The sequence below is a fragment of the Mesorhizobium sp. M1312 genome, from assembly GCF_040318115.1.
Classification (GTDB): Bacteria; Pseudomonadota; Alphaproteobacteria; order Rhizobiales; family Rhizobiaceae; genus Mesorhizobium.
This window is the reverse complement of sequence record NZ_JAMYLQ010000027.1, coordinates 1-23403: the sequence shown is the minus strand read 5'-3', so window position 1 is coordinate 23403 and position 23403 is coordinate 1. Positions and strand designations below refer to the sequence as shown.

Annotated in this window: 27 protein-coding genes and 1 pseudogene; 10 read left to right on the top strand and 18 right to left on the bottom strand. The window is 62.3% G+C overall.

The genetic code is table 11. The annotated features are described in order from the left end of the window. Window positions 1-28: 28 nt before the first annotated feature. From NKH36_RS25840 to NKH36_RS25820, 5 genes are all read right to left on the bottom strand, one after another. Window positions 29-1048, bottom strand: coding sequence for a glucokinase (locus tag NKH36_RS25840; RefSeq protein ID WP_352960006.1), 1020 nt, complete (start codon window positions 1046-1048; stop codon window positions 29-31). Between the two features lie 194 nt (window positions 1049-1242). Then, window positions 1243-2343: a penicillin-insensitive murein endopeptidase gene (mepA, locus tag NKH36_RS25835; protein WP_352965066.1), complete on the bottom strand. Its 1101-nt coding sequence runs from the start codon at window positions 2341-2343 to the stop codon at window positions 1243-1245. Between the two features lie 137 nt (window positions 2344-2480). Further along, window positions 2481-3386, bottom strand: a complete 906-nt coding sequence (locus NKH36_RS25830; RefSeq protein WP_352960010.1) for an SDR family oxidoreductase — start codon at window positions 3384-3386, stop codon at window positions 2481-2483. Next, window positions 3383-4543: a tRNA epoxyqueuosine(34) reductase QueG gene (queG, locus tag NKH36_RS25825; RefSeq protein WP_352960012.1), complete on the bottom strand. Its 1161-nt coding sequence runs from the start codon at window positions 4541-4543 to the stop codon at window positions 3383-3385. Before queG ends, NKH36_RS25830 begins: the two co-directional genes overlap by 4 nt. Further along, window positions 4524-5216, bottom strand: coding sequence for a glutathione S-transferase family protein (locus NKH36_RS25820; RefSeq protein ID WP_352960014.1), 693 nt, complete (start codon window positions 5214-5216; stop codon window positions 4524-4526). Before NKH36_RS25820 ends, queG begins: the two co-directional genes overlap by 20 nt. A 162-nt stretch (window positions 5217-5378) precedes the next feature. Between NKH36_RS25820 and NKH36_RS25815 the strand changes: the two genes are divergently transcribed. Both NKH36_RS25815 and NKH36_RS25810 read left to right on the top strand, forming a co-directional pair. Next, window positions 5379-6185 carry an undecaprenyl-diphosphate phosphatase gene (locus NKH36_RS25815; RefSeq protein WP_352960016.1) on the top strand — a complete coding sequence of 269 codons (807 nt, stop codon included), beginning with the start codon at window positions 5379-5381 and terminating at the stop codon, window positions 6183-6185. 275 nt (window positions 6186-6460) lie between these two features. After that, complete coding sequence (locus tag NKH36_RS25810; protein WP_352960018.1) at window positions 6461-6787, top strand: hypothetical protein; 327 nt, start codon at window positions 6461-6463, stop codon at window positions 6785-6787. A 17-nt stretch (window positions 6788-6804) separates the two neighbouring features. Here NKH36_RS25810 and NKH36_RS25805 read toward each other — a convergent pair whose 3' ends face one another. The 6 genes from NKH36_RS25805 to rsmI all read right to left on the bottom strand — a co-directional run bounded on the left by NKH36_RS25805 (window position 6805) and on the right by rsmI (window position 10387). After that, on the bottom strand, window positions 6805-7107 hold the full coding sequence (locus tag NKH36_RS25805; protein WP_352960020.1) for a hypothetical protein: 303 nt from the start codon (window positions 7105-7107) through the stop codon (window positions 6805-6807). A gap of 138 nt (window positions 7108-7245) precedes the next feature. Further along, window positions 7246-7440, bottom strand: a complete 195-nt coding sequence (locus tag NKH36_RS25800; RefSeq protein ID WP_352960022.1) for a hypothetical protein — start codon at window positions 7438-7440, stop codon at window positions 7246-7248. Further along, the gene (locus tag NKH36_RS25795) at window positions 7391-8431 is read right to left on the bottom strand and encodes a hypothetical protein (RefSeq protein ID WP_352960024.1); all 1041 of its coding nucleotides are present in this window, start codon (window positions 8429-8431) and stop codon (window positions 7391-7393) included. The genes NKH36_RS25800 and NKH36_RS25795 overlap by 50 nt, the downstream gene beginning before the upstream one ends. Next, window positions 8431-8835: a winged helix-turn-helix domain-containing protein gene (locus tag NKH36_RS25790; protein WP_352960026.1), complete on the bottom strand. Its 405-nt coding sequence runs from the start codon at window positions 8833-8835 to the stop codon at window positions 8431-8433. Before NKH36_RS25790 ends, NKH36_RS25795 begins: the two co-directional genes overlap by 1 nt. Before the next feature lie 252 nt (window positions 8836-9087). After that, complete coding sequence (locus NKH36_RS25785; protein ID WP_352960028.1) at window positions 9088-9465, bottom strand: YraN family protein; 378 nt, start codon at window positions 9463-9465, stop codon at window positions 9088-9090. After that, a complete protein-coding gene (gene rsmI / locus NKH36_RS25780) occupies window positions 9458-10387 on the bottom strand; it encodes a 16S rRNA (cytidine(1402)-2'-O)-methyltransferase (RefSeq protein ID WP_352960030.1) in 930 nt (309 codons plus the stop codon). Before rsmI ends, NKH36_RS25785 begins: the two co-directional genes overlap by 8 nt. Window positions 10388-10553: 166 nt before the next feature. On the opposite strand from rsmI, the gene NKH36_RS25775 reads away from it, so the two are divergent. Next, the gene (locus NKH36_RS25775) at window positions 10554-10751 is read left to right on the top strand and encodes a hypothetical protein (protein ID WP_352960032.1); all 198 of its coding nucleotides are present in this window, start codon (window positions 10554-10556) and stop codon (window positions 10749-10751) included. 269 nt (window positions 10752-11020) lie between these two features. Here the strand turns inward: NKH36_RS25775 and NKH36_RS25770 are convergent, their stop codons facing one another. Continuing rightward, window positions 11021-11344, bottom strand: coding sequence for a low molecular weight protein tyrosine phosphatase family protein (locus NKH36_RS25770; RefSeq protein WP_352960034.1), 324 nt, complete (start codon window positions 11342-11344; stop codon window positions 11021-11023). A gap of 283 nt (window positions 11345-11627) precedes the next feature. Here NKH36_RS25770 and NKH36_RS25765 point away from each other — a divergent pair. Then, window positions 11628-11846, top strand: a pseudogene (locus NKH36_RS25765) (transposase); the annotation flags it as partial. 130 nt (window positions 11847-11976) lie between these two features. Here NKH36_RS25765 and NKH36_RS25760 read toward each other — a convergent pair. Both NKH36_RS25760 and NKH36_RS25755 read right to left on the bottom strand, forming a co-directional pair. Then, entirely contained in the window at window positions 11977-12768 is a 792-nt protein-coding gene (locus tag NKH36_RS25760; RefSeq protein ID WP_352960036.1) for a hypothetical protein, read from the bottom strand. 2 nt (window positions 12769-12770) lie between these two features. Further along, entirely contained in the window at window positions 12771-13178 is a 408-nt protein-coding gene (locus NKH36_RS25755; protein ID WP_352960038.1) for a hypothetical protein, read from the bottom strand. Window positions 13179-13768: 590 nt separating this feature from the next. Between NKH36_RS25755 and NKH36_RS25750 the strand changes: the two genes are divergently transcribed. Beyond that, a complete protein-coding gene (locus tag NKH36_RS25750) occupies window positions 13769-14674 on the top strand; it encodes an FHA domain-containing protein (protein WP_352960039.1) in 906 nt (301 codons plus the stop codon). A 483-nt stretch (window positions 14675-15157) separates the two neighbouring features. Here the strand turns inward: NKH36_RS25750 and hemW are convergent, their stop codons facing one another. From hemW to rph, 4 genes are read right to left on the bottom strand one after another with little or no spacing between them, the layout of a single operon-like run. Continuing rightward, window positions 15158-16321, bottom strand: a complete 1164-nt coding sequence (hemW, locus tag NKH36_RS25745) for a radical SAM family heme chaperone HemW (RefSeq protein ID WP_352960041.1) — start codon at window positions 16319-16321, stop codon at window positions 15158-15160. Beyond that, a complete protein-coding gene (gene rdgB / locus NKH36_RS25740; RefSeq protein ID WP_352960043.1) occupies window positions 16318-16980 on the bottom strand; it encodes an RdgB/HAM1 family non-canonical purine NTP pyrophosphatase in 663 nt (220 codons plus the stop codon). The genes hemW and rdgB overlap by 4 nt, the downstream gene beginning before the upstream one ends. After that, the gene (locus NKH36_RS25735) at window positions 16980-17390 is read right to left on the bottom strand and encodes a VOC family protein (RefSeq protein ID WP_352960045.1); all 411 of its coding nucleotides are present in this window, start codon (window positions 17388-17390) and stop codon (window positions 16980-16982) included. The genes rdgB and NKH36_RS25735 overlap by 1 nt, the downstream gene beginning before the upstream one ends. Window positions 17391-17404: 14 nt before the next feature. Beyond that, window positions 17405-18121, bottom strand: a complete 717-nt coding sequence (gene rph / locus NKH36_RS25730) for a ribonuclease PH (protein WP_352960047.1) — start codon at window positions 18119-18121, stop codon at window positions 17405-17407. Window positions 18122-18255: 134 nt separating this feature from the next. Between rph and hrcA the strand changes: the two genes are divergently transcribed. The 5 genes from hrcA (at window position 18256) to cysK (ending at window position 23030) form a co-directional block, all read left to right on the top strand. After that, window positions 18256-19371: a heat-inducible transcriptional repressor HrcA gene (hrcA, locus tag NKH36_RS25725; RefSeq protein WP_502912115.1), complete on the top strand. Its 1116-nt coding sequence runs from the start codon at window positions 18256-18258 to the stop codon at window positions 19369-19371. A 77-nt stretch (window positions 19372-19448) separates the two neighbouring features. After that, window positions 19449-19646, top strand: coding sequence for a hypothetical protein (locus NKH36_RS25720; protein ID WP_352960049.1), 198 nt, complete (start codon window positions 19449-19451; stop codon window positions 19644-19646). A gap of 117 nt (window positions 19647-19763) precedes the next feature. Then, window positions 19764-21119 carry a PQQ-dependent sugar dehydrogenase gene (locus NKH36_RS25715; RefSeq protein ID WP_352960051.1) on the top strand — a complete coding sequence of 452 codons (1356 nt, stop codon included), beginning with the start codon at window positions 19764-19766 and terminating at the stop codon, window positions 21117-21119. Window positions 21120-21259: 140 nt separating this feature from the next. Next, entirely contained in the window at window positions 21260-21877 is a 618-nt protein-coding gene (locus NKH36_RS25710; protein WP_352960053.1) for a LysE family translocator, read from the top strand. Between the two features lie 172 nt (window positions 21878-22049). Then, the gene (cysK, locus tag NKH36_RS25705) at window positions 22050-23030 is read left to right on the top strand and encodes a cysteine synthase A (protein WP_352955716.1); all 981 of its coding nucleotides are present in this window, start codon (window positions 22050-22052) and stop codon (window positions 23028-23030) included. The last annotated feature ends 373 nt before the right edge of the window (window positions 23031-23403 follow it).

Here is a 23403-nt window from a genome sequence, read left to right as displayed (position 1 = left end):
TGGCCGCGGCCGGCAAAACGTCGTGGGGTCAGGCGCGCCAGCGCCGTCCCGCCGTCTGGACGCCGAACAGCGACGGGTTTCTGGCATAGGCGGCAAGCCCGGAAAGCGCTGCCAGCGGATGGGTGATCACATAGACGGGCATGGTGCGCATCAGTTCGCTGTGCGGCGCCTTGTCCTCGAAGGCGGCGCGGAAATTGCCGGTTTTCAGCGCCGGCAAGATTTTCTGCGCAATGCCGCCGGTCAGGAAGACGCCGCCGCGGCTCATGAACACCAGCGCAAGGTCGCCGGCGGTGCGCCCCAGGCAGGTGACGAACATCGACAGTGCTTCCTCGGCCACCGGATCTGACTTCGCCAGTGCCGCGGCGGTGACTTCGGCCGGCGTGGTGAAGGGCGCCGGTCTGCCGTCCGCCTTGGCTACAGCCCGATAGGCATTGACCAGGCCGCGTCCGGACAGGATCTGTTCGCCGGAGATCCTGCCCTCGAGCTTCTCGATATGCTGAAAGACCTGGAAATCGCGCGGCGAGCGCGGCCCGATGTCCATGTGTCCCCCCTCGCCGGGCACCGGTATCCAGTGGTTCAGCGCGTGGACCAGGCCGGCAACGCCAAGCCCGGTTCCGGGACCGAGCACCACCCGTCCGGCATTGGGCTCCGGCGCATCGCCGCCGATCTTTTCCATATGCTCTTCGCCGAGCGCCACGACGGCCAGCGCCTGCGCCTCGAAATCATTGAGCACAACGACGTCGCTCAGGCCGAGGCTGGCAAACATCTTTCTCGGCTTGACGATCCACGGGCAGTTGGTGAGCGGGATCTCGTCGCTGTCGACCGGGCCGGCCACCGCCAGCACGGCGGAGTTGGGCCGGACCGACGAGCGGTCGAGCACCGCCGCCTGGATCCCCTCGTCGATCGTGTTGAAATTGGCGGTCTGGACGATCTGCGGTTCGGTTGGTTCCGAGTTCGCGTCGAGCACGATCGAAAGGCGTGCATTGGTGCCGCCAATGTCGCCGATCAGGACCGGAAACTGCAGCGCTGTGTCGTCGTCGCCTGGCATGCTCTCGTCCGTCCCGGTTCCCAGTGGCGTTCCGCCGTTCTTCGTTGACTAGCGCATGACCCGGGAAAGGGAAATCGGTTTTCGACGTTGAACGAGATGGCAGCACTTCACCAGGCGCTTTACCCCGTCCCTCGCGGAGCACGCTTCGCGCAGGTAGGGCCACAAGCGCGATCGACCCCCTTCCCAATATCGCGTCAGTTCCCCGGCCGCGGTCGCGGCCGTGGCAGCGGAATGCCAATCTCGGGCGTTGCCGCGAAGGCGTTGACCGAGGCCGGGAGCGCTGCCGCGCCGCTTGCGGATGCCTGCGCCGGCGCCGGAGCCTTCGTGAGAACGGGTGCCGTCGCCACCGGCACGCCGTCGCCATAATAGGTGACCGCCTCCGCCGAAGCCGGATCTGGCCCGTCGAGCACGGCCTGGCATGCCGCGGGCAGGCTCGCCATCGTCATCAGGTCGCGCGCTTTCGGTCTATCCGGGTTCTTGTTGGGGCGCCACGGTTCCTCGGTGAACCACCATGCCAGCGACTGGTCGCAGCCGTCGCCGGGCGCCGTGTTTTCCTGTGCTTTGCATTTGGGCGAGCCGGGCTGGCAGCCGATGCGGATGTGGAAGTGATAGTCGTGGCCCCAGAACGGCCTGACCTTGCGCAGCCATGCGCGGTCGCCTTTCACCGTGTCGCAGAGCTTCTTCTTGATGCCGGGATTGACCAGGATGCGCTCGACTTCCGCGTAGCTTGCCGCGCGCTTCAGGAGCCGGGTATGCGCCGGTACCCAGAGCGCATCCTTCACCAGGTGGGTCTTTTCGTCGACAAGCAAGGTGGCGCTCATGTTTTCGCGCTGCTCGGTCGAAAGCCTGCGGTCGGGCATCGGCGTCAGCCAGATGTCGGCGTCGAGGCCGATCTGGTGCGAGGCATGGCCGGTCAGCATCGGGCCGCCGCGCGGCTGCGAAATGTCGCCGACCAACAGGCCGGGCCAGCCATCCGCCGCGGCGTCGCGCGACAGTTTCTCGATCAGCGCGATCATCGTCGGATGGCCCCAGCGGCGGTTGCGCGAAGGCCGCATCACCTCCCATTTCGGGCCGTCCAGGGGAATGGCGACGCCGCCGGCAAAGCAGCCCTTGGAATAAAAACCAATCGATTGCGGCGCAGCCACGGCCGGCAGCTTCTTGGCACCGAACAGGTTTTTCGCCAGCTCTTCGGCCGCTGCAGGTCGCGCTGCAAGCCCCGCTATGGCGAGAACGGCGAGTGCTGCCAATGCATGTCGCCCAAAAGTGCGCAGCGGTTTTGGGACAACGACATGCATAAACAGAGATCTAAAGCGCGTTGCGACGCGCTTTAGCAGCAGCGTTCTACCTGGCAATGACCGCTTCAACGTTTTCATGAAGCAGAACCCCTCTGCGATTTAAGTCGAATCATATCACGCCCGGCGCGCGGTTTCGATCACGACCGCTTCATCGGGGTGCGCGCCTCGCCGTCGCGCCAGTTGCCGTCAGCCCACATATGGTCGAAGGCCGACCGGTAGTCGGGAAAGCGGAAGCGATAGCCGGCCGCCTTGATCGCCGCATTGGCGACACGCTTGTTCTCGCCATAGAAGGACCGCGCCATCGGCGAAAGTTGGGCGGTCTCGAACGGAATTTCGGTCGGCGGCTCGATGCCCATCAGCCCCGCGGCATAGGAGACGACGTCCTGCGGCGGCGCCGGCAGGTGGTCGGTGACGTTGAAGATGCCGCCGCGATTGTCTCCGATTAGATGCCAAAGCGCCCCGGCAATGTCGTCGCAATGGATGCGGTTGAACACCTGGCCCGGCTTGATCAGCCGCCGCGCTGTGCCGTTTTCCAGATTGACCAGGGCATTGCGGCCCGGTCCGTAAATGCCGGACAGCCGCAGGATCGCCACCGGCCGGCCGATGTCCCGACCCAGCTTCAGCCAGTCCCGCTCGGCGGCGACACGCATCATCGAGCGCTTCGACACCGGCCGGCATTCGGCGGTCTCGTCGACCCAGCCGCCGCCATGGTCGCCGTAGACGCCGACGGTGGAGAGATAGGCGATCCATTCTAGCGCCGGCATCTCCGCCACGATTGTCTCGCGCGCCGCATTCAGCACCGGGTCGCCGGCCTCTTCCGGTGCCACCGAGACGACGAGATGGGTTGTTTTCTCAAGCGCGTCGCTGACTTGGGGTGTCAGCGCGCCATCGACAAGCAGCGGCTGGATTCCGGCTTGCTGCAGCGCTTCGAATTTCTGGGGCGCGCGCGTCGTGCCGAAGATCGTGCCGGCATCCCTGTTGGCGCGGGCAAATGCCTTGCCTGAATAGCCGGCGCCGAAAATGAAGATCTGTTTCTCGCTCATGTATGCGCCTCGATTTGATCTGCCAGCGCCAGGCGCCATTCGCTTTGCACGGCCTCGTCGCTTTCTGCTTTCAGTGCAGCGGTGGCACGTTTGGCGAATTCAGTCTCATGTACAAGCCGTGACAGCGTCCATACCGCCGCCCCGCGCACCAGGGGTGAGGCATCGCCAAGCAGCGCACGCACGGCGTTGCCGAGCGAGGAATCCCCGGAATTGCCGGCGGCGATCAGCACATTGCGGACGAAGCGGTCGCGACCGATGCGCTTGATCGGCGAACCGGTGAAGAACGACCGGAAAGCAGCGTCGTCGAGCGCCAAGAGATCGGCGAGCGGCGGCTCGCGCAAGTCCGCGCGGGCGACGAGCTTTGCCTCAGACGCCGCCTGGGCAAACTTGTTCCACGGGCAGGCGGCGAGGCAGTCGTCGCAGCCATATATCCGGTTGCCGATTTGTTCCCGGAATTCATGCGGGATCGGGCCCTTGTTCTCGATGGTGAGATAGGAGATGCAGCGTCGCGCATCGAGCCGGTAGGGCGCCGGAAAGGCGTCGGTCGGGCAAACGTCGAGACAGGCGCGGCACGAGCCGCAATGGTTGTCCTCGGGCGTATCGGGTGCAAGCTCGGCCGTCGTGAAGATGGTGCCGAGGAACAGCCAGGAGCCGTGCTCGCGGCTGACCAGATTGGTGTGCTTGCCTTGCCAGCCAAGGCCGGCGGCTTCAGCCAGCGGCTTTTCCATCACCGGGGCGGTGTCGACGAACACTTTAACGTCGCCGCCGGCGCGGGCCACGATCTTGCCGGCGATCTCTTTCAGCCGGCCTTTCATCACGTCGTGGTAGTCGCGGTTCTGCGCATAGACAGAGATCGCGCCGCGCTTGCGCTTCGCCAGCACCGCGCGCGGGTCGTGGTCAGGCCCGTAGTTCATGGCCAGCACGATGATCGAGCGAACCTCGGGCCAAAGTGCCGTCGGCTCGCCGCGGCTCTCGAGCGTCTCGGCGATCCAGCCCATTGAGCCATGGAAACCGTCGGCGACGAATTCGGCCAGCCGGGCCGGCGCCTGCGGGATGGCATTTGGCGTGGTGACGGCAACGGCATCGAAACCGGCGCGCCGCGCCTCGCGCTCGATCAGCGCGCGCAGGTTTTGCGCTCTAGAAATCGAGGTCCGCATAATGTGACACCGGCGATAGGCCGCGCACCCGGTCGGACAAAAGTGGCCGGAACGATGGCCGTGATTTCACCCGTGCGTACCATTCGCGCGCAGCAGCGTGTTCGCGCCAGTCGATCTCGCCGAGATAGTCGAGCACGGACAGGGCAGCCGCAGCCGCGAGGTCGGCATAGGTGACCTTGTTGCCGGCCAGCCAATGGCGTGTGCCGGCCAGCCAGTTGGTGTATTTCATGTGCTGGCGGATATTGGCGCGCGCGGCACGGATCGCCGCCGAATCGGGCGAACCGCCGCCCGCCGTTTCCGGCATGACCGGCTTCAGCACGCGCTCGCGCACGAGGTGCCGGGTCACCTCGCTATCGGCCTTGTTGAGATACCAGTCGGTCAGCCGGCGGATTTCGGCGCGCCCCATCGGGTCCTCGGCGAACAGCCGCTTGTCGCGCTTGAGCACGCCGCGCGTCTCGTCGAGATACTCGCCGATGACCATGGCGCCAACGATCGGCACATCGCCCTCGGCAAGCAGGATCGGCAGCGTGCCGGCCGGGTTCAGCGCCAGGAACTCCTTGCGCCGCATCCACGGCTTTTCCTCGATCAGCGCCAGCTCCTCGCCATACTCGCCGAAAGCGAGGCGAACGAAGCGGCAGGTGGCGAACATCGGGTGGTGGAAAAGCGTCAGCATGGTCCCGCGATAATAGAGCGCACTGGCAAATCGCCGGCTGCGCCGGTAAGTCTTGGCCGCCCCGATTCAGGTGGCCGTCAGGGTGCTGCGACCTATAGGAGGAGTTCCGCGCCATGACAAGCAAGCCGTTCTTCAAAGCCCCACTCGAACGCCGAGGTTTCCATGGAAAGCCAGACCATTGTCGAAGCGCTGTTGCTCGGCATGATCGAGGGCATGACCGAGTTCATTCCGGTCTCGTCGACCGGCCATATCCTGCTTGCCGGCCATTTTCTCGGCTTCCATTCGACTGGCAAGGCCTTCGAGATCCTGATCCAGCTTGGCGCCATACTGGCGATCCTCAGCGTCTATTTCCATCGTCTGTGGCAGATGCTGGTCGATCTGCCGCGTGATCGGGTGACGCGGCATTTCGTCCTCGGCATCCTCGTCGCCTTTCTGCCGGCGGCCGTCATCGGCGCGCTGGCCCATGGCTTCATCAAGACGGTGCTGTTTGAATCGCCGAGGCTGATCTGCATCATGCTGATCATCGGCGGCGTCGTCCTGCTGTGGGTGGATCGCTTCAAGCCGAAGCCGCTCTACCATGACGTCGAGCGGTTTCCGCTCCGGCTCTATCTGCAGATCGGACTGTTCCAGTGCCTTTCGCTGATCCCCGGCACGTCGCGCTCCGGCTCGACGATCGTCGGCGCGCTGCTTTTGGGCGTCGACAAACGGGCGGCTGCGGAATTCTCCTTCTTCCTCGCCATGCCGACGATGGTCGGCGCCTTCGCCTTCGACCTCTTCAAGAACCGCAATGTCCTGACCAGCGCCGATCTGCCCATCATCGCCGCCGGTTTCGTCGCCGCCTTCGTCGCGGCGCTTATCGTCGTACGCTTCCTGCTCAACTACGTCTCGCGCCACGGCTATTCGCTGTTCGGCTGGTGGCGGCTGGTCATCGGCACCGTCGGCCTGGCGGGGCTGTTCGTCTGGGGGTGAGGCGGCACACTTAATTCCGCCCAAGGCCCTGTTCGTTTGGCCTAGCAATGCCGGCTAATGCTGGGGAGGCGACCAGCGTAGACCTGCCCTCCAACCCAAGCCGACCTCGCAGAGTCGGTCCTCGCGGCTTGAGTGCATTCCGTAGCCGAAATCGACTGCGTTCATCACTCTTCAGAACTTTTTCACGCCGATTTCAGGACTTCGAACGACCCCTCGCGTTCTCTCTCGCACGCCGTCCCCACACGCTTCGGACGTCGAACTGAGGAGATATAGGGATGATCAACCGCATCTTGGGAATTCTTGTGATCGGCGCGGCGACCACCGCGTCCGCTGGGGCCAGTCTGAACCGTCACATTCTTGAACGAGCAGCAAGCTGCTGGCCTACGCAGACGGCGATGCGCGGGATCAGTTTCAGCGCAAATGTCCACGTCAGCTTCACGCGCGAAGGGCACGTCGGTGCCATCGAAATCGTCGACGTTGCGCCACAGACCGAGACGTTCAAGGCCTTAGCCAAGGACTTCGCGGACTCATTGAAGCGCTGTGGCCCGTACGGAACCGAAGGCGTGAGCGAAATGAACCTCAATCTCTCATGGCCGCTGTAGGCGCAGCGAAGTTGCTGCTACTTCGTCACCGAGAATTCGTAACGCTTGAAGCGAGACAGAAGTATGTATTCGTTCGTGGCTCCAGATGTGTCGCTCAGGTTGCGGAACACAGCGGCACAGCCCGTCAGCTTACGCGGATATGCGCTGCACAGGCTGTCGCCCTGCACCCACATCCGACCGGTCACGACCTCCTCACCAACTGTTCTGGTCACGCTGCCGTCTGCCGCAATCACAGCATGGTAGGCTGAGACATTGGGCAGAATCTGGCGTCCCGTCAGCTCGTGTCCGATTATGAGATTGCCGATGTCGATGCCGCTCATCCGTTCAGCGGATTCCGGTTCCATTCCGGCGGGAAGCTCGGAAACCCCCGCCTTCCTCAAGCCGTCGAGAAGGCGAGCGATGTCCTCCGGTCGCTTGTAGACGAAGAACTGCTGCGCGATCAGCAGGTTCGGCTGACCCTACTGCCTTTCCGACAGCACGCTTCGGAGCTGCTCCAGGGCCGAGGCCGTTTCCGGCAGGCGATCGAGATAAGCAAGCGCCGCGACAAGAACATGCAGGCCGTAGAACTTCGTCCACGGATTGGGCGCCCGGACATCGACCTGCTCAAGCTGCGCGCCCGCCTCCTCGTAGCGGCCTTGGCCGAACGCCGCCAAGCCAGCCTGGTAGTGTCGCCACTCCGTCCATCCGGGGTCGACGCGTAAGGCCGCATCGAGAAAGGTTCGCCCCTGCCGGCCTGCCGTTGAAGTTGAGGGCCTGGCTCAGCCCTTCGTAGGTCCAGGTAGCGCTCGGGTCGAGCGCTACCGCCTTTTGCAGGGCAGCCACCGCCTCGTCGGACTTATGCTTCCGGACCAGAAGCTCGGAAATCAGTTGATAGTAACCGGGAGACGGATTTCCGGCAGCGATGGCCAGACTGCCGTAGAGCTCGTTGTCGATTTCTGCCCAACTGAGCCCGAGAGCCTGTCTCCTCGCGTCGTCGGCATCCCAGTGAAGCCATGCCAATTCCGCGGCCGCCGCGCCGAAATCGGCGTCCAGCGCCAAGGCCTGGCGAAGGTAACCCGATGCTTCCACCGTGCCCGACAGTGTTTCCGTACGTCGCGCCTCGATAGCGCGTCGAAACGCCTGGTAAGCTTCCGGATCGTCAGTGTCACCGGACACAGCGAGGTTTGCTTTTCCCGGGACGAGCTTCAGCTGCAGCGCGGCGACAATTTCACCGATCACCTGATCCTGGAGCTTGAACACGTCGGTGAATGGACCTTCGAACCGCTCGGCCCAGATCTGCCCAACCGTCGAGGCATCGACCAAATGCGCATTGATGCGCACCTCATCGCCGAGCCGTCGAACGGAGCCCTCCAGCAGATAGCGGACGCCGAGCTCTTTCGCGATCTTCGCCGGCGGCAGGCCGCTGTTGCGATATGCACGAGCGGCATTGCGCGAGACGACGAACAGGCCGGGAACGCGCGCCAGCTCTGTCGTCAGATCGTCCGCGAACCCGTTGGCAAGATAGGCCTGCTCCTCGGCCTCACTGAGATTTGCGAACGGCAGAACCGCGATGGAGAGGGAGGTCGGCACTTTCGTGTCAAATGTGGGCCTCCAGATGAACACCGCGACTGCGGCAACGATCGCCAATACAACAGTTACAAACATCACGCTGGCCGGCCTTTAATCTCGCGCGGGTCAGGAGAGGCAGTGCCGTAAATCTGCGGGTAGCGGTCGTGAGGTATGCCAGGCGCTTCGGCTTCGGGGACAAAGCGATATCCCCGTCGCGCGACTGTCTTGAGCAGGCTCTGCTTCTCGTCGCCGATGGCTTTCCTGATTTCGCTGATGCACTGGGAAAGGCTGTTTTCCGTCACCGCGATGCCGGGCCAGACGGTGTCCAGGAGCTCCTCCTTGGTCACAACACGGTTGGCGTTTGCGACCAGATGCTTCAGAACCGCGAGCGACTGGGGCCTCAGCGGGACATCTTCACCATGCTCGCCGTGCAGGAGACCGGCGTCGAAGTCGAACTCGACACCGTTTAGAACAAGGCTCGGCTGATTGACCAGGGTCAAAGCTGCTCTCGATCATCGTGCTGATCGTTCGGGAGGCATGTTGGTCGGCAGGTCGCCTTGAACTTGAGAATCCGCGCCTGTCGCCGAAAGTCAACTGGAGTTTGAAAGTCGGCATTGTCTCCCAGGACGAAAACCTTCACGCTGCGATCGCAAAAGTCCGGAAATGGCGCACCGACAAGCGGTAGCGCCCGCACGTTCTTCTCGGCGTTGCGGCTACCGTTATATTCTGGCGCCGACCAATGAGGCCTGAGCCTAGTTCCGCCCGTAAAAAACATTCTCGACATGCACCGGCCAGCGCCACGGCAGCACCGCGACCATGTCGAAGCGCACCGACAATCTTCCATAATCGGATTGGCGCGACAGCCAGAGATCGGCGGCGCTTTCGATGCGGCGCTCTGATTCGTAAGCGATAGCCTCCATGGCTTCCATCAGTGTGCGGCGCGCCTTCACCTCGACGATCAGCACCAGGTCGCCGCGCCGCGCGATCAGGTCGATCTCGCCAAACCGCGTGCGGTGGCGGCGCGCCAGGATCCGATAGCCTTTCACCATCAACGCCGCGCCCGCCAGCCACTCGCTGCGGTGGCCGCGCCGATAGGCCCGTTGGCGGCTGGCGACCGGGCGTTCAGCCATCGTCGTCTTTCCCGGTGTCCCGGTCCTGCCCAGTATCCTTGAGTTCGAGCAGCCGCCGGTAAAGCGCCTGTTTCTGTCCGCCGGTCATCTTGGCGGCTTCAGCCGCCGCCTTTGAGGCCGGCATCTCGGCGGCAAGCGAAAGCAGAAGCCGGTCGATGTCGGCTGGTTCGTCGGCGGTTGCTTCCGACGGGCCGACGCAGATGACGATCTCGCCTTTCGGCGTGTCGGCTGCCGCGTAATAGTCGGCGAGCGACTGTAAGGTGCCGGTCCGCAGTTCCTCGAAGGTTTTGGTCAGCTCGCGGCCGATCGCAGCTTTCCGGGCGCCGCCCAGCGCCTCGACCATGGCACCGAGCGTCTCGGCCAGCCGGCGCGGCGATTCGAAGAAGATCAGGGTCGCCGGCACGGCTTTCAGCGCTTCCAGCCGCGCCAGCCGCTGCCCGGTCTTCACCGGCAGGAAACCGGCAAACAGAAACGCGTCGGATGGCAGGCCTGACGCCGTCAGTGCTGCTAGGGCCGCTGAGGGGCCGGGGATCGGCACGACGCGTATGCCCTGGTCGAGCGCTTCGCCGACAAGCCGGTAGCCGGGATCGGAGATCAGCGGCGTGCCGGCGTCCGAGATCAGCGCCACGCTCTGCCCGGCCAGCAAGGCTGCGATCAGCTTCGGCCCGGCCTCGGCGGCATTGTGCTCGTGATAGGCAGTGGTGCGGCGGCGGATGCCATAGCGGTCGAGCAGCACGCGGCTCACACGCGTGTCCTCGCAGGCGACGATGTCGGCGGCGGCCAGCGTTTCAAGCGCGCGTAATGTGATATCGGCGAGATTGCCGATCGGCGTCGCCACCAGGTAGAGCGCCGGCTCGAGCGGCCGGGCCGATATCTCGGTCTGGCCGATCACGTAGCTGCGTTTTGCCAACTCGCCGGTCACCGGTGTTCCCCGTCAGGCTCTGACACTGAATGCATTCGGCCCTGTTTGGCACGGCTCACGCCCGGTTGCAAAACCCATGCCGAAGTGAAGCGGCTGTCATGCCTTTGTCACAGTACGGAACGAAACCGTGCCCGGCGGATTTATGCCTGATCTCGGGAGGAGCAGGATGGACAGCCTCAAGATACAGGACGTTTTCGAACCCTACTATGAGGGGCGCAAGCGCTTTGCCGCGCGAAAGGACAAGAGCCTGCCTGCCAAAGCCGGCGCCGGCTTGGCTAAAAAGCCGCGAAAGCGCCGTCCGTCAAAGGCAACCAAGCTGGAAATCGAGCCCTCGACCGGCACCGGCAGCACGATGGAGCACTGACCAGACGATGCCCAATCGCTTCGACATTTTCATCACCCGCCTTGAAACGAAAAGCTCCCGCAATGGAGCGCCCCCACATCCGACAAGCGATCGATACCGCGCCCGCCGCGACAAGGGCGACGCCAAGCCGGCTCGCGACGGTGAGGCGGACCTCGAGAAAGATCACGCCAAGCGCCGCCCCAAGCACGACGCTTAGACGCGCCGCCACCTTCGCGATTGGCCGAGACAATTCTGTCTGGAGCGCGGGGGGAAACGCTCGGCCACATCATTTAGCCCAGATACTTCGAGACACGCGCTTCCAGCAGACGCACCAGACCCGGGTCCATGAACTCATAGTCGTCCGGAATATCGAGGCAGATCACGCGAGCCTTCTTCAGGCTGGCCTTGAATTTCTTCTGCAGGTTGGCGCGGTGCGCCTTTTCCATCACGAAGATGATGTCGGCCCCAGAGACGAGGTCGTGCGTCAACGGGGTGTCGGCATCGTGGTTGGTGCCGGCCGATGCGACTTCGATATCCCTGCGATCAGAAAACACCTGTTCCGCGGTCGGACTGCGCAAGCGGTTCTGGCTGCAGACGAAGAGCACGTTTTTCACCAGCTTCGATCTTTGCCTTCGCTATTCCGCTGGCCGGGAAACCAGATCGTGCTCCGCCGAAGGCGATTATGCACCCCACATCTCTCGTATCGTTTTGGTTAGAGGGATGTACTCATCAAGCGTAAGTCCGTATAGATCAAATCCTATCGGATTGTTCTTGCCACTCGCTCTGAGGTTCATTCCTACATACGATATAAAACTGCGTATCACGTCGAACTCGCTCAGGCTCGGTATCTTAACTTTTGATATGACTTTCTAATTTTTGAGTATCGAAGGGGCGATGCAAAAGATCGGCACGTTCACCCTGGAGATTGTCAAGCGGACGGACAAAGCCAAAGGCTTCGAGGTTCTGCCGCGCCGGTGGGTCGTGGAGCGCACATTCGCATGGCTCAGCCGATGCCGCAGGCTGGCCAAGGACTGGGAGAGATCCATCGCTTCCGCAGAAGCCTGGATATACGTCGCCCACATTCGCCTGCTCACACGCGGGCTCGCAAGAGCTTGATGTCAAAACCTTCTTTTTGGTTCAGGCTCTTAGGCTGTTCGGCTATTTGGCTCGGAGACGTCAGGCGTCTTGTGGATAACAAGCAGCTGGTAAGGCACGCCTATCCTTCGAAGCCCAGCCGGTCGTAGCGCTATCGGCCGACTTCAGAAAACTTCTGGTTTATGATCTGGAATGGCGGATTCAGAACGGCAAAACACGGATCGCTCGGCTCTAACACCCGCTGGACTCTTGGGTTCGAGACGCGAACGCGAAAATTGCGCCGTCCTTCTGAACCGCGGATCCGGATATCTGAGTACTCTCCAGTTGCGGCAGCAAATACGCTCCGCACAATCCGGAACACGATGGGATTTTGCCCTCCCGGGAAGAAATCTTGGCTGACCGTTCGGCGAGTATTGATGGTCTCCTCGAGGAATTGGCTAGCATCCAGCATTCGAAACAGATCCTGCTGTCTCAGATCGGCCGCGATCGCTTGAGAGGTACCTCCCGGCAGCAACTGGAAGACTGACAACAATATGTCCATCTGGCTAAAAGTACGCGCCGGCGGTTCCCGCTCGTCAGCAGGACGGGGAACCGCGGGTGTATGAAGAAAACGGCCATCAGTCTCGATATCGAGCGAGAAACGATACCGTTCTTCGGGGAACAGTACGTCAGCGGGGTTCAGAACATACTCAAACCGAAACTGTCCTCCAACAACGGAACGGAAGTTGGTAAATGGGTTGCTGACGCCCCATGCCTGGCCGCGAACCCGCCCCGTCGTCGCAGTCGCCATATATGCGTTGATGGAATTGTCGTTCAGCCAATCGTCCCATCCGGGAATTCTGTCGGTTAGCTGATATTCGCTGACTTCATTCGCGTCGGAAGCCAGGAAATCAGGTTGGTAAGGTGCGTGGGCGACCAAACACGCCAGCACTTTGAAGCTCACGGCTACTCCTCCTCGTCTGAAGTCGGCTCCGGATCGGCGTCAGGAAAGGGATCGGTTCTTTTGCCTCGGACTTTCGCGAGACCTTGCTTCTCTGTATCGACACCCTGCTTTTCGAGAACCTGCGATTGCAGCCGGCGAACCTCCTCTTGTTGGGCCTTCGTCAGTTTTACGACATTAGAGTAACCATGCGGCGGAAACGGCCGCTCCGTAGCTAAGTACCTATCAAGGAGTGATTTCACCTTTTTCAGGTTTGTGGGGCGCACTGCACCGAATGTGTCTTCGACCGCTTTTGGATTGGTGACCAGAAACTCACGCTCCTCCGCGGTTAAAGTTGCGAGGGCGTTCTTAATTTCCTGAAGTTTCACTGCGAGTGTGGAGGGCATTTTCGGCCCACTGCCATTGCTCTGCATGTGGCGTTCCCCTGACGTAACGGAACATACCACGTTCCGGCCAGTAGACAAATTAGCCTGAAGCGCTTCGAGCTCCGTATGGTTATCGAAATGCCTACAAACCAGAACTCTCGCTCCGCGCTGGATTGACAAAAGGCACGGACTTTTCGGTATGTGGCGCGCTTGGGGCCGCAATTGTTCGCTTCGACACCGAGGTAGCTTGTGCCATGAAAGCACCGATGCCGGCCTAAAGCCAGGGAGCAGCAGCGCCGGGTGTGCGTCGTCTACAGCTCATGGTTAAGAGGCTTGCCTAAGCGCCATCCCGTCAAGGGCTGAAGACGCCAACGGATGGAGTCGCGAACCGCCGGTCCGGCCGGACTGTCGGAAACGAGATTAAATCGAAGGCATCGCTACCGACGGTCGTGAATATCGCACGTGCCGCCGATCAGCGTGCCGTTGCCAGCGCCGCCTGAAAGGCTCGGCGCTCCCCATGGAACTCGGGCCGCAGTTCCGCTCGCTAAGCCTTTTTTATGATGGGCCGCCAGCCTCTGTTCGTAACGCTCCGTGTTATATTGGACCTGCGTGTGCGGTTGGGCGTACGGGAGAGGATTATGTCGGCAACTTTAACCGCACTGAGCGACAGAGAGGCCTATAAGCTGGAAGATTTCAACCTGATTGGTCGTGGCGAACATGCGACCATATGCTTGGCAGACGGGGAAGTTTCGCGCCAGCATGCAACGATCCGGCGCGACGGCGCGAACTACTGGGTTGTTGATGTCGGTAGTGCCAATGGCAGTTATGTGAATGACGTGGCGCTCACAACCGCGCGTGTGCTGCACACCGGTGATCGCGTCCAGTTCGGCAGATCGATTTTTCTTTTCGAACAGGGCACGACTGCCCCCGATCTAGATTCGCAAGTGGTGAACACAAAAACTCAATGGGGCAACCCGGCAGCCCCTAAGAGCCGGCCGGCCACCCTGTTCGTTGCTGATTTGAAGGAGTTTACCGGAATTAGCGCAAGGCTATCCCCGGAACAGGTGGCGGCCCTCTTGGCCGAGTGGTATATGGACTGCAATGCGATTTTGAAGCACTACGGTGCCTCGATCGACAAATTCATCGGTGATTGTGTATTTGCTTATTGGCACGGGACCGGAGCGGATGTCTGTGTCTCTGCGGTTCAGGCTGCCCAGGCGCTCCGCGCTGCGGAAGACGCGGCTACGTCGCCAACCCGAGTACTGGTCAGGGAACAACAAGACATCGTACTCGACTGCCGCATTGGCCTTCATGTGGGTGAAGTTGCTATCGGCGCTATGGGCAAAGGCATCAACACCGCGTTGGGCGATGCCGTGAATTTGGCCTTTCGTATTGAGGGATTGACGCGAAAACTGGACAAGCCGCTGTTGGTCAGCGCCCAATTCGTCGAGCACTGGCCTGAAGGTAGACAATATTTCAAGTCCTGCGGCTATCACGAGGTCAAAGGGCGCGCCGAGATGATCGAGGTATTCAGCCTAAAATAGGCCCGCCAGCAATAGGATTTTCGAACGCAGCTTACACGCCTAACACCTATTCCCATGTTGACACCAATGCTTTTCCTGCCCAGGCTTTGCTAGGGCAGAGAGACAACCATGGGGCTCAGAAATCTTCAGACATTTCTATTTTTCTGCTTCTGATGGTGATGGGCTTTATTAGCGGCACCCGACCGAAGCTTGACTGGTCAGGCCCATGCTTGCAACTCACTATCTGTTGCGGATTGCAGGCTGGCCCGGCGCCGGGATATTCCTTCATAGAAATCTTCAGACTCTTGGGACTTCAATATTTCGGTTAACCGAAATTCGAAACATCATCCGTGTTCAACGTCCGCAGCGTCTCGTGGATGAGGAACTTCATGGCAGGCCCATATTGAATGCGGTGGGATGGCCTTTAGGCCAAGCAAGCCGAATTTGTAGCATTCTCGCGTGAGCCGATAATTGTCTATGACAAGTTCAGCCCTGGCCTATGCTCTACCGCGCCAGGTCCGCCACCACCGCATCCAGCACGATCATGCCGGCCGAGGTGGCGCGCAGGCGGGCATTGCCGATCGGCGCCACCAGCCCTTCGCCCTGCAGCACCGACAGCCGCGCCGTCGAGAGGCCGCGGCCGGAAAACGCTTCGTAGCGCGAGAGGTCGATGCCCTCGGCCAGCCTCAGCCCCATCAGCAGGAACTCGTCGGCCTCTTCCGAGCGCGTCAGGATCTCGCCGCCGGTGATACCATGGCCCTTGGCCTCGACCAGATTGGCCCAGGTCTCCGGCATCTTTTCGGCTATCGTCACCACGCGGCGGCCGTTCTGGATGAAGCGGCCGTGCGCGCCGGGACCGACGCCGACATATTCGCCATAGCGCCAATAGGTGAGATTGTGCCGGCTTTCGGCACCTGATCTGGCGTGGTTGGAAATCTCATAAGCCGGCAGCCCATGGGCGGCAGTGATCTCCTGCGTCAGCGCATAGAGGTCGGCGGCGTGGTCGTTGTCGGGAATGGCGAATTTCCTAGCCGCATGCAGCGCGTGGAACGGCGTGCCTTCCTCGATGGTCAGCTGGTAGAGCGACAGATGGTCGGCGGCGTGGCCGATCGCCTGCTCGAGTTCCGACTGCCACGCTTCCGGTGTCTGACCGGGCCGCGCGTAGATCAGGTCGAAGGACAGCCGCGGAAAGATTTCACGCGCCAGGCCGATCGCCTGCAGCGCTTCGTCGACATTGTGCAACCGGCCGAGGAAGCGCAGATCCTTGTCGTTCAGCGCTTGCACGCCGAGCGACACCCGGTTGATGCCCGCCGCCTGGTAGCCGCGAAAGCGCTTGGCCTCGACCGAAGAGGGATTGGCTTCCAGCGTCACCTCGATGCCATCGGGCACCGTCCAGTTCTTCGCCACCGCGTCCAGCACTGCCGCCACGGTTTCCGGCTTCATCAGCGATGGCGTGCCGCCGCCGAGAAAAATGCTGGTCACCTCGCGCGGTCCGGTGCGGTCGCGCATCGTCGCAAGCTCGGTCTCGAAGGCGCGCGCAAAACGCTTCTGGTCGACCGGCTGGTGGCGGACATGGCTGTTGAAGTCGCAATAGGGGCACTTGGCCGCACAGAACGGCCAGTGGATGTAGACGCCGAAGCCGGGGCTGCGGTCGAGCATCATGGTCATTTCGCGCCCGATCGTGCCAAATCCAGTCTGGCTTGCGCGAATTTCTGGAAGGCGCGGGCGCGGTGCGACAATGCCGTCGGCTGGCCGGGCTTCCAACCATGTTTTTCCTCTGCGGTCATCTCGCCGAAGGTCTTTTGGAAACCATCCGGCACGAACACCGGGTCGTAGCCGAAGCCGAGTTCGCCGCGCGGCGGCCATACCAGCGTGCCCTCGACCTCGCCTCGGAAATATTCGGCCGCGCCGTCGGGAAAGGCCAGGCAGATGACGGCGACGAAGCGGCCCTTGCGCTGCGCGGGCGCGACCGCGCCGACTTCCTGCAACGCCACTTCCGCTCGCTGCATCGCCATGCCGAAGTCGCGGGACCCGTCCGGCGCCTCGGCCCAATTGGCGGTATAGACGCCGGGCGCTCCGCCCAGCGCATCGACACACAGGCCGGAATCGTCCGACAATGCCGGCAGGCCTGTCGCCTTAGCGGCGGCAAAAGCCTTGATATAGGCGTTCTCCTCGAAGGTGGTGCCGGTCTCGTCCGGCTCCGGCAGGCCGTATTCCTTGGCCGACTTCGCTTCTATGCCGAATGGCGCCATCAGATCGGCGAATTCGCGCAGTTTGCCGGCATTGTGGCTGGCTACGACAATTCTGTGCCCATCAAGCGAATGCATCAGAGGCCCCAGATTCTTGGCTCGGCGAATTCGATCGAATTGCCGGACGGGTCGCGAATATAGATCGAGCGGCCGCCTTGCGGCCATTCGAACTCGCTTTCGATGGCAACCGTCTTCGCTTCCAGATGCGCTCTCCAGCGCACGATCTCGTCCGCGCTTGCCGCAAAGCAGAGATGGCCGTCGCCGACAGTGCCGTGCGGCGGTACTTTCAGCCTGGCATCGGGCGCCGGCGGCACCTTGGTCGCCTCGGCGTTGAAGATGAGCAGCACGCCGTCCCCGCAACGGAAGAAAAGGTGCCTGCCATCGACCTTGCCCAGCAGATCGAGCCCGAGCACGCCGGAATAGAATTCTTCCGCGGCATCGAGGTCGGTCACGTAGAGCGCTGATTCGAGGATGGCTGAGGGTGTCATGACAGAACCGAATGCTAAGCTACAGCCATCTGCTGCAGGCTGACCAGTCGCTGAATGCCCTTCTTGGCCAATTCCATCAGCGCCGTGAACTGCTCCTCCGAGAAAGGCTCGCCCTCGGCCGTGCCTTGGATCTCGACGATGCCGCCCTTGCCGGTCATGACGAAGTTGGCGTCGGTGCCGGCCGAGGAGTCTTCGAGATAGTCGAGGTCGATGACCGGCTGGCCGTCATGGATGCCGCAGGAAATCGCCGCGACATGGTCCTTCATCACCTTGGCGACGCTGGCCATCTGCCGGGCTTCCATCCAGCGCAGGCAGTCGTGGAGCGCCACCCAGCCGCCGGTGATCGAGGCAGTGCGCGTGCCGCCATCGGCCTGGATCACATCGCAGTCGACGGTGATCTGCTGCTCGCCGAGCGCCTGCAGGTCGACCACGGCGCGCAGGGAACGGCCGATCAGCCGCTGGATTTCCAGAGTGCGGCCGCCTTGCTTGCCGGCCGAAGCTTCACGGCGCATGCGCTCGCCGGTCGAGCGCGGCAGCATGCCGTATTCCGCCGTCACCCAGCCCTTGCCGGAATTGCGCATCCAGCCCGGCACTTTTTCCTCGAGGCTGGCGGTGCACAGCACATGCGTGTCGCCGAACTTCACCAGGCACGAACCTTCCGCGTGCTTGGAGACGCCGCGTTCGAAGGAGATGGCGCGCATTTCGTCGAGTTGGCGTTTAGAAGGGCGCATTCAGGCTTTTATCCTATTTTTCGGAATCGTGGCCGGCTTGTAGCCGCACGCGACGAGAGGCGCAAAGGAAAATGGACCAGTTGCGCCGGCGTGGTCGAAGTCTATATCTTTGGGCCGGAGGTATTTGGCTCGAAATGACCAAGGCAGTCGATCCCAATTCCCAGGCGGCGGCAGTGCTCCAGTCGCCTGCGCTTCAATCGCCCGCACTCCAGTCGCTCGACATGCGCTCGCGCGACATCTTTCGGCGCATTGTCGATTCCTATCTGAAGGACGGCGAGCCGGTCGGCTCACGCAGCCTGTCGCGTATCCTGCCGTCTTCGCTGTCGCCCGCCACCATCCGCAACGTGATGAGTGATCTCGAGCATCTCGGCCTGATCTATGCGCCGCATATCTCGGCCGGCCGGCTGCCGACCCAGGCCGGCCTGCGCTTCTTCGTCGATGCTTTCATGGAGCTTGGCGATCTCTCCGACGAGGAGCGCCGCACCATTGAGGCGCAGGTGCGCGCCTCCGGCTCTGGCGCGACGCTGGAACATATGCTCACCGAGGCCAGCCAGATGCTGTCCGGCATGTCGCGCGGCGCCGGCCTCGTGCTTGCCGCCAAGAACGAGGTGGCGCTCAAGCACATCGAATTCATCCAGCTCGAGCCGAACAAGGCGCTGGCCGTGCTGGTCTCGCAGAACGGCGACGTCGAAAACCGCGTCGTCGATCTGCCCGCCGGCATCACCGTCTCGCAACTGCACGAAGCCTCGAACTTCCTAAATGCCCATATCCGTGGCCGCACGCTGGCCGAGGCACGGATCGAGATCGCCCGCATCAAGGAAGAGACCAAGGCCGCCCTCGACACGCTGTCGCAGGATCTGGTCGAGAAGGGCCTTGCGGTCTGGGCCGGCGCCGAAAGCGGCCTGCCGGCGCGTCTCATTGTGCGCGGCCGCGCCAATCTGCTGGAAAATGTCACCGCCCAGGCCGACATCGAGCTGCTGCGGCATTTGTTCGAGGATCTGGAGACGCAGGACGGGCTGATCCAGCTTCTCGACCTTGCCGAGGAAGGATCCGGCGTACGCATCTTCATCGGCTCGGAAAACAAGCTGTTTTCGCTGTCGGGTTCGTCGCTGGTCGTGGCGCCCTATCGCGACAAGGACGCCCGCGTCATCGGCGCGCTCGGCGTCATCGGCCCGACCCGGCTGAACTATGCACGCATCGTGCCGATGGTCGACTATACCGCGCAGCTTATTTCCCGCATGCTGAGGTAATGCATGTCGCCCAAATCAAAGCGCGTCGCACGATCCTTTCAAACGCGACACGCTTTAGGGACCTCAAGGAGAAAAAAATGGCGCTGGAAGCATTCAAAGCCCAGATCAGCCTGTTGCTCGAGCAGATGATCAACCAGCCCGAGGATCAGCATGAAGTGCAGGAGCAGCTGCGCGAAAAGCTGAGGGAGATGCGCGCCATGGGCCTGCCGCTGCCGGCCGATCTCGTCGCACTGGAAAAGCGCCTCGACGACGATTTTTACGCGGCCGGAAACTGAGCCCGAAGGACAAAACGGTCGATTTTGCTTCAACTCTCCGTGTGCTGAACCACTCGAAGCGGAACGACCGTCGAGCTAGCCGGTTTCACAGAATCGGGTCAAGCTTTGGAGGACAGGTTGATCCGATCTGGCGGTTTTGCGGCCATTGCAGCCGCCTCGTTTCTTACAACAGCGGCTTTCGCCCAGCAAGCGGATCAGCGGGTTCTGACAGGCGAAGCCGCCTTCGGCGGCTGGAAAGACGACCGGCCGGGCATGCGACGCCTGCTCCGGCCGCAGGACCTGCGGGCGCCCGATGTCAGCCAATCCGCAAGGAACAGCGCCGGCCGGGCCGAAATGCCCGAAGGTGCCGGGCCACAGCTTCCACCGGGCTTCTCGGCCGAGATGATCGCCTCCAGCATATACAATCCGCGTGCCGTCCGCGTTGCACCGAACGGTGATCTGTTTGTCGCCAACAGCAAAGCCGGCCAGATACGGATATTCCGTCTCGTTGAGGGCAGCGCGAAGCCGGCCGAGAAATCGACCTACGCCACGAAACTCACCCGCCCCTACGGCATCGCCTTCTATCCGCCGGGAAACAAGCCGCAATGGGTCTATGTCGCCAACAGCGACAGCATCGTTCGTTTTCCCTACCAGGACGGTGACCTGAAGGCCTCCGGCGAGCCGGAAACCATCGTCGACAATATTCCCTCGGGCGGTCACTGGACCCGCGACATCGCCTTCTCTCCAGACGGCAAGACGCTCTATCTATCGGTCGGCTCCGGCTCGAACATTGCCGAGGACGTCGAAGCGGAGCCGGATGGCGGCCTCGATGCGTGGGCGAAGTCGAAGCCACTTGGAGCGATCTGGGGCTCAGAGGAAGGCCGCGCCGATGTGCTGGCCTTCGATCCCGACGGCAAAAACAGGCGGGTCCTCGCCACCGGCCTGCGCAACTGTTCCGGCATGACCGTCCAGCCGGCCACCGGTTCGCTGTGGTGCGTCGTCAACGAGCGCGATGGGCTCGGCGACAATGTGCCGTTCGAATTTGCGACTGAAGTCAAGGACGGCGCCTTCTACGGCTGGCCCTGGTACTACATCGGCAACAACGAGGATCCGCGCCACACAGGCAAACGCCCAGACCTTGCCCGCAAGGTCACCATGCCCGACGTGCTGATGCAGGCCCATTCGGCGCCGCTCAACATCGCCTTCTACGACGGCAAGAACTTTCCGGCCGACTATCATGGCGACGCCTTCGTGGCCCTGCACGGTTCGTGGAACCGCGGCGTCAGGACCGGCTACAAGGTGGTAAGGCTCAAGTTCAGGGATGGCAGGCCGACCGGCGAGTATGAGGATTTCATGACCGGCTTTGTCGTCTCCGACGATGCGGTCTGGGGCCGCCCGGTCGGCGTGGCGGTGGCCAAGGACGGCGCGCTGATCGTCACCGAAGACGGCAGCGGCACCATCTGGCGCGTCACTTGCGGCAAGAGCCCATCTTGATCGGCGAGTTCGCCCGGCCGAGGGCCCTGGTGCAATCGAATTCGTCCCTCAGGGGGTACACGCCTGACCGCCCTTATGCGACAAGGCGCAGTCTTTAAAGGTCGATTCCGTTTTTCGGGGTCATGCGCTAAGGCCGAACCATGACCCTCACTGGATTCCTCGCTTATAGCGCGGCCCTAGGCATCGCCGCCGCCATTCCTGGCCCGGGGCTGACCGCGCTTATTGCGCGTGCGCTCGGATCCGGCTTTCGCTCGGCGCTCGCCATGTCCTTCGGGCTGATGCTCGGCGATCTCACCTATCTCACCGCCGTGGTGCTCGGCCTCGCTCTCGTCGCGCAGACCTTCGGCATGGTCTTCCTGGCGATCAAGTGGCTGGGCGTCGCCTATCTCGCTTTCCTGGGCTGGCGCTTCTGGACAAGCGGCATCACGCCCGAAACGGTGGAGGCTAAGAAAGGCAGGGGCGGGCTGGTGTCGAGCTTTATTGCCGGCCTCGCCGTCACGCTCGGCAATCCAAAGACGATGATCTTCTATCTCGCCATCACGCCGACCATCGTCGATCTGAAGACCATCACGCTGGCCGACTACGGCATCCTCGTCGCGCTAACCCTCGTCGTGCTCCTGGTGGTGCTGGTGCCCTATCTGGCCCTGGCGGCCAAGGCGCGCGGGCTTCTGAAGTCGCCGCGCGCGCTGAGGGCGCTGAACCGCACCGCCGCCGCTTTCATGGTCGGAGCAGCCGCCGCGATCGCCGCCCGGCAATAGGCCAGTTTTGGCCACGCCTGAAATGCTTTTCCGGGGCGAGGGTGTTTTCAGAATGCGATCCACTCGGATATTTTCAAACGGCAGACTATCTTGCGCGGCCGAAGGCTTTATCCTGCCTTGTCGAGATTTAATTGCCTGACTCTTGCCCGCCTAACTCTTGGGAGCGAAACCAATGAACAAGCCCGCCACCACCGTGCATGTGCCCGGCCGCGGCCGCATCTACAATTCTATCACCGAGACGATCGGCGACACGCCGCTGGTACGGCTCGACAAGTTCGCCAATGAAAAGGGCGTCGTAGCCAATCTGCTGGCCAAGCTCGAATTCTTCAACCCGATCGGCTCGGTCAAGGATCGCATCGGAGTTTCGATGATCGAGGCGCTGGAGGCATCGGGCAGGATTGCGCCCGGGAGGACCACGCTGATCGAGCCGACCTCCGGCAACACCGGCATTGCGCTCGCCTTTGCCGCCGCCGCCAAAGGCTACAAGCTGATCCTGACCATGCCGGAAACCATGTCGGTTGAGCGCCGCAAGATGCTGGCGCTGCTCGGCGCCGAACTGGTGCTGACCGAAGGGCCGAAGGGTATGAAGGGCGCCATCGCCAAGGCCGATGAGCTGGCCGCGACGCTGCCCGACGCCATTATTCCGCAGCAGTTCGAGAATCCGGCCAATCCGGAAATCCACCGCCGCACCACGGCCGAGGAAATCTGGAACGATACCCATGGCGAGGTCGACATCTTTGTCGCCGGCATCGGCACCGGCGGCACCATTACCGGCGTCGGCCAGGTGTTGAAGCAGCGCAAGCCCTCCGTGCATGTCGTCGCCGTCGAGCCGGAAGCCTCGCCGGTGTTGTCGGGCGGCCAGCCCGGCCCGCACAAGATCCAGGGCATCGGCGCCGGCTTCGCGCCGAAGATCCTCGATACGACGATCTATGATGAAATCGTCAAGGTTTCCAACGAGGATTCGGTCGCCAATGCGCGGCTCGTCGCCCGTCTCGAAGGCGTGCCGGTCGGCATCTCCTCGGGCGCCGCCCTGCAGGCGGCGATCGTCGTCGGCTCGCGGCCGGAGAACAAGGGCAAGAACCTGGTGGTGGTCATCCCGTCCTTCGCCGAACGCTATCTGTCGACGATCCTGTTCGAAGGGCTGGGGGCTTAGGTCTCGACACTTCGTCATCCCAGGGCGGAGCGAACGCGAAGCGGAGCGCAGACCCTGGGATCCATTCCGTGACCGTGGCCGAGGAATACCGCGGTGCAGAAATGAAAGCCGTTGCAACATCGGCAGCATGCACGCTGCCCTCCGACATCTAAGGCTCTGCACCGTCGCGACGCTCGGAAGTTACGGCATGGATCCCAGGGTCTCCGCGACGTCGCTTCGCTCCTGCTCCGCCCTGGGATGACGAACGTAGGTGGCTTCAGCCAATCTCGAAGGTTTGTGCAAGTCCACCTAGAGCGGTTCCTCATTTGACGGAATCGAAGGGGATTCCGGATCAGTCGGTTTTGTGATTCAAGATGCTGGCTGGAGTGGAGGC

Excerpts from the sequence above, each read along its gene's own strand:
- NKH36_RS25840 (WP_352960006.1), bottom strand. The coding sequence starts at position 1,048 with ATGCCAGGCGACGACGACACAGCGCTGCAGTTTCCGGTCCTGATCGGC.
- mepA (WP_352965066.1), bottom strand. The coding sequence starts at position 2,343 with ATGCATGTCGTTGTCCCAAAACCGCTGCGCACTTTTGGGCGACATGCA.
- NKH36_RS25830 (WP_352960010.1), bottom strand. The coding sequence starts at position 3,386 with ATGAGCGAGAAACAGATCTTCATTTTCGGCGCCGGCTATTCAGGCAAG.
- queG (WP_352960012.1), bottom strand. The coding sequence starts at position 4,543 with ATGCGGACCTCGATTTCTAGAGCGCAAAACCTGCGCGCGCTGATCGAG.
- NKH36_RS25820 (WP_352960014.1), bottom strand. The coding sequence starts at position 5,216 with ATGCTGACGCTTTTCCACCACCCGATGTTCGCCACCTGCCGCTTCGTT.
- NKH36_RS25815 (WP_352960016.1), top strand. The coding sequence starts at position 5,379 with ATGGAAAGCCAGACCATTGTCGAAGCGCTGTTGCTCGGCATGATCGAG.
- NKH36_RS25810 (WP_352960018.1), top strand. The coding sequence starts at position 6,461 with ATGATCAACCGCATCTTGGGAATTCTTGTGATCGGCGCGGCGACCACC.
- NKH36_RS25805 (WP_352960020.1), bottom strand. The coding sequence starts at position 7,107 with ATGAGCGGCATCGACATCGGCAATCTCATAATCGGACACGAGCTGACG.
- NKH36_RS25795 (WP_352960024.1), bottom strand. The coding sequence starts at position 8,431 with ATGTTTGTAACTGTTGTATTGGCGATCGTTGCCGCAGTCGCGGTGTTC.
- NKH36_RS25785 (WP_352960028.1), bottom strand. The coding sequence starts at position 9,465 with ATGGCTGAACGCCCGGTCGCCAGCCGCCAACGGGCCTATCGGCGCGGC.
- NKH36_RS25775 (WP_352960032.1), top strand. The coding sequence starts at position 10,554 with ATGGACAGCCTCAAGATACAGGACGTTTTCGAACCCTACTATGAGGGG.
- NKH36_RS25755 (WP_352960038.1), bottom strand. The coding sequence starts at position 13,178 with ATGCAGAGCAATGGCAGTGGGCCGAAAATGCCCTCCACACTCGCAGTG.
- NKH36_RS25750 (WP_352960039.1), top strand. The coding sequence starts at position 13,769 with ATGTCGGCAACTTTAACCGCACTGAGCGACAGAGAGGCCTATAAGCTG.
- hemW (WP_352960041.1), bottom strand. The coding sequence starts at position 16,321 with ATGACCATGATGCTCGACCGCAGCCCCGGCTTCGGCGTCTACATCCAC.
- rdgB (WP_352960043.1), bottom strand. The coding sequence starts at position 16,980 with ATGCATTCGCTTGATGGGCACAGAATTGTCGTAGCCAGCCACAATGCC.
- NKH36_RS25735 (WP_352960045.1), bottom strand. The coding sequence starts at position 17,390 with ATGACACCCTCAGCCATCCTCGAATCAGCGCTCTACGTGACCGACCTC.
- rph (WP_352960047.1), bottom strand. The coding sequence starts at position 18,121 with ATGCGCCCTTCTAAACGCCAACTCGACGAAATGCGCGCCATCTCCTTC.
- hrcA (WP_502912115.1), top strand. The coding sequence starts at position 18,256 with ATGACCAAGGCAGTCGATCCCAATTCCCAGGCGGCGGCAGTGCTCCAG.
- NKH36_RS25720 (WP_352960049.1), top strand. The coding sequence starts at position 19,449 with ATGGCGCTGGAAGCATTCAAAGCCCAGATCAGCCTGTTGCTCGAGCAG.
- NKH36_RS25710 (WP_352960053.1), top strand. The coding sequence starts at position 21,260 with ATGACCCTCACTGGATTCCTCGCTTATAGCGCGGCCCTAGGCATCGCC.
- cysK (WP_352955716.1), top strand. The coding sequence starts at position 22,050 with ATGAACAAGCCCGCCACCACCGTGCATGTGCCCGGCCGCGGCCGCATC.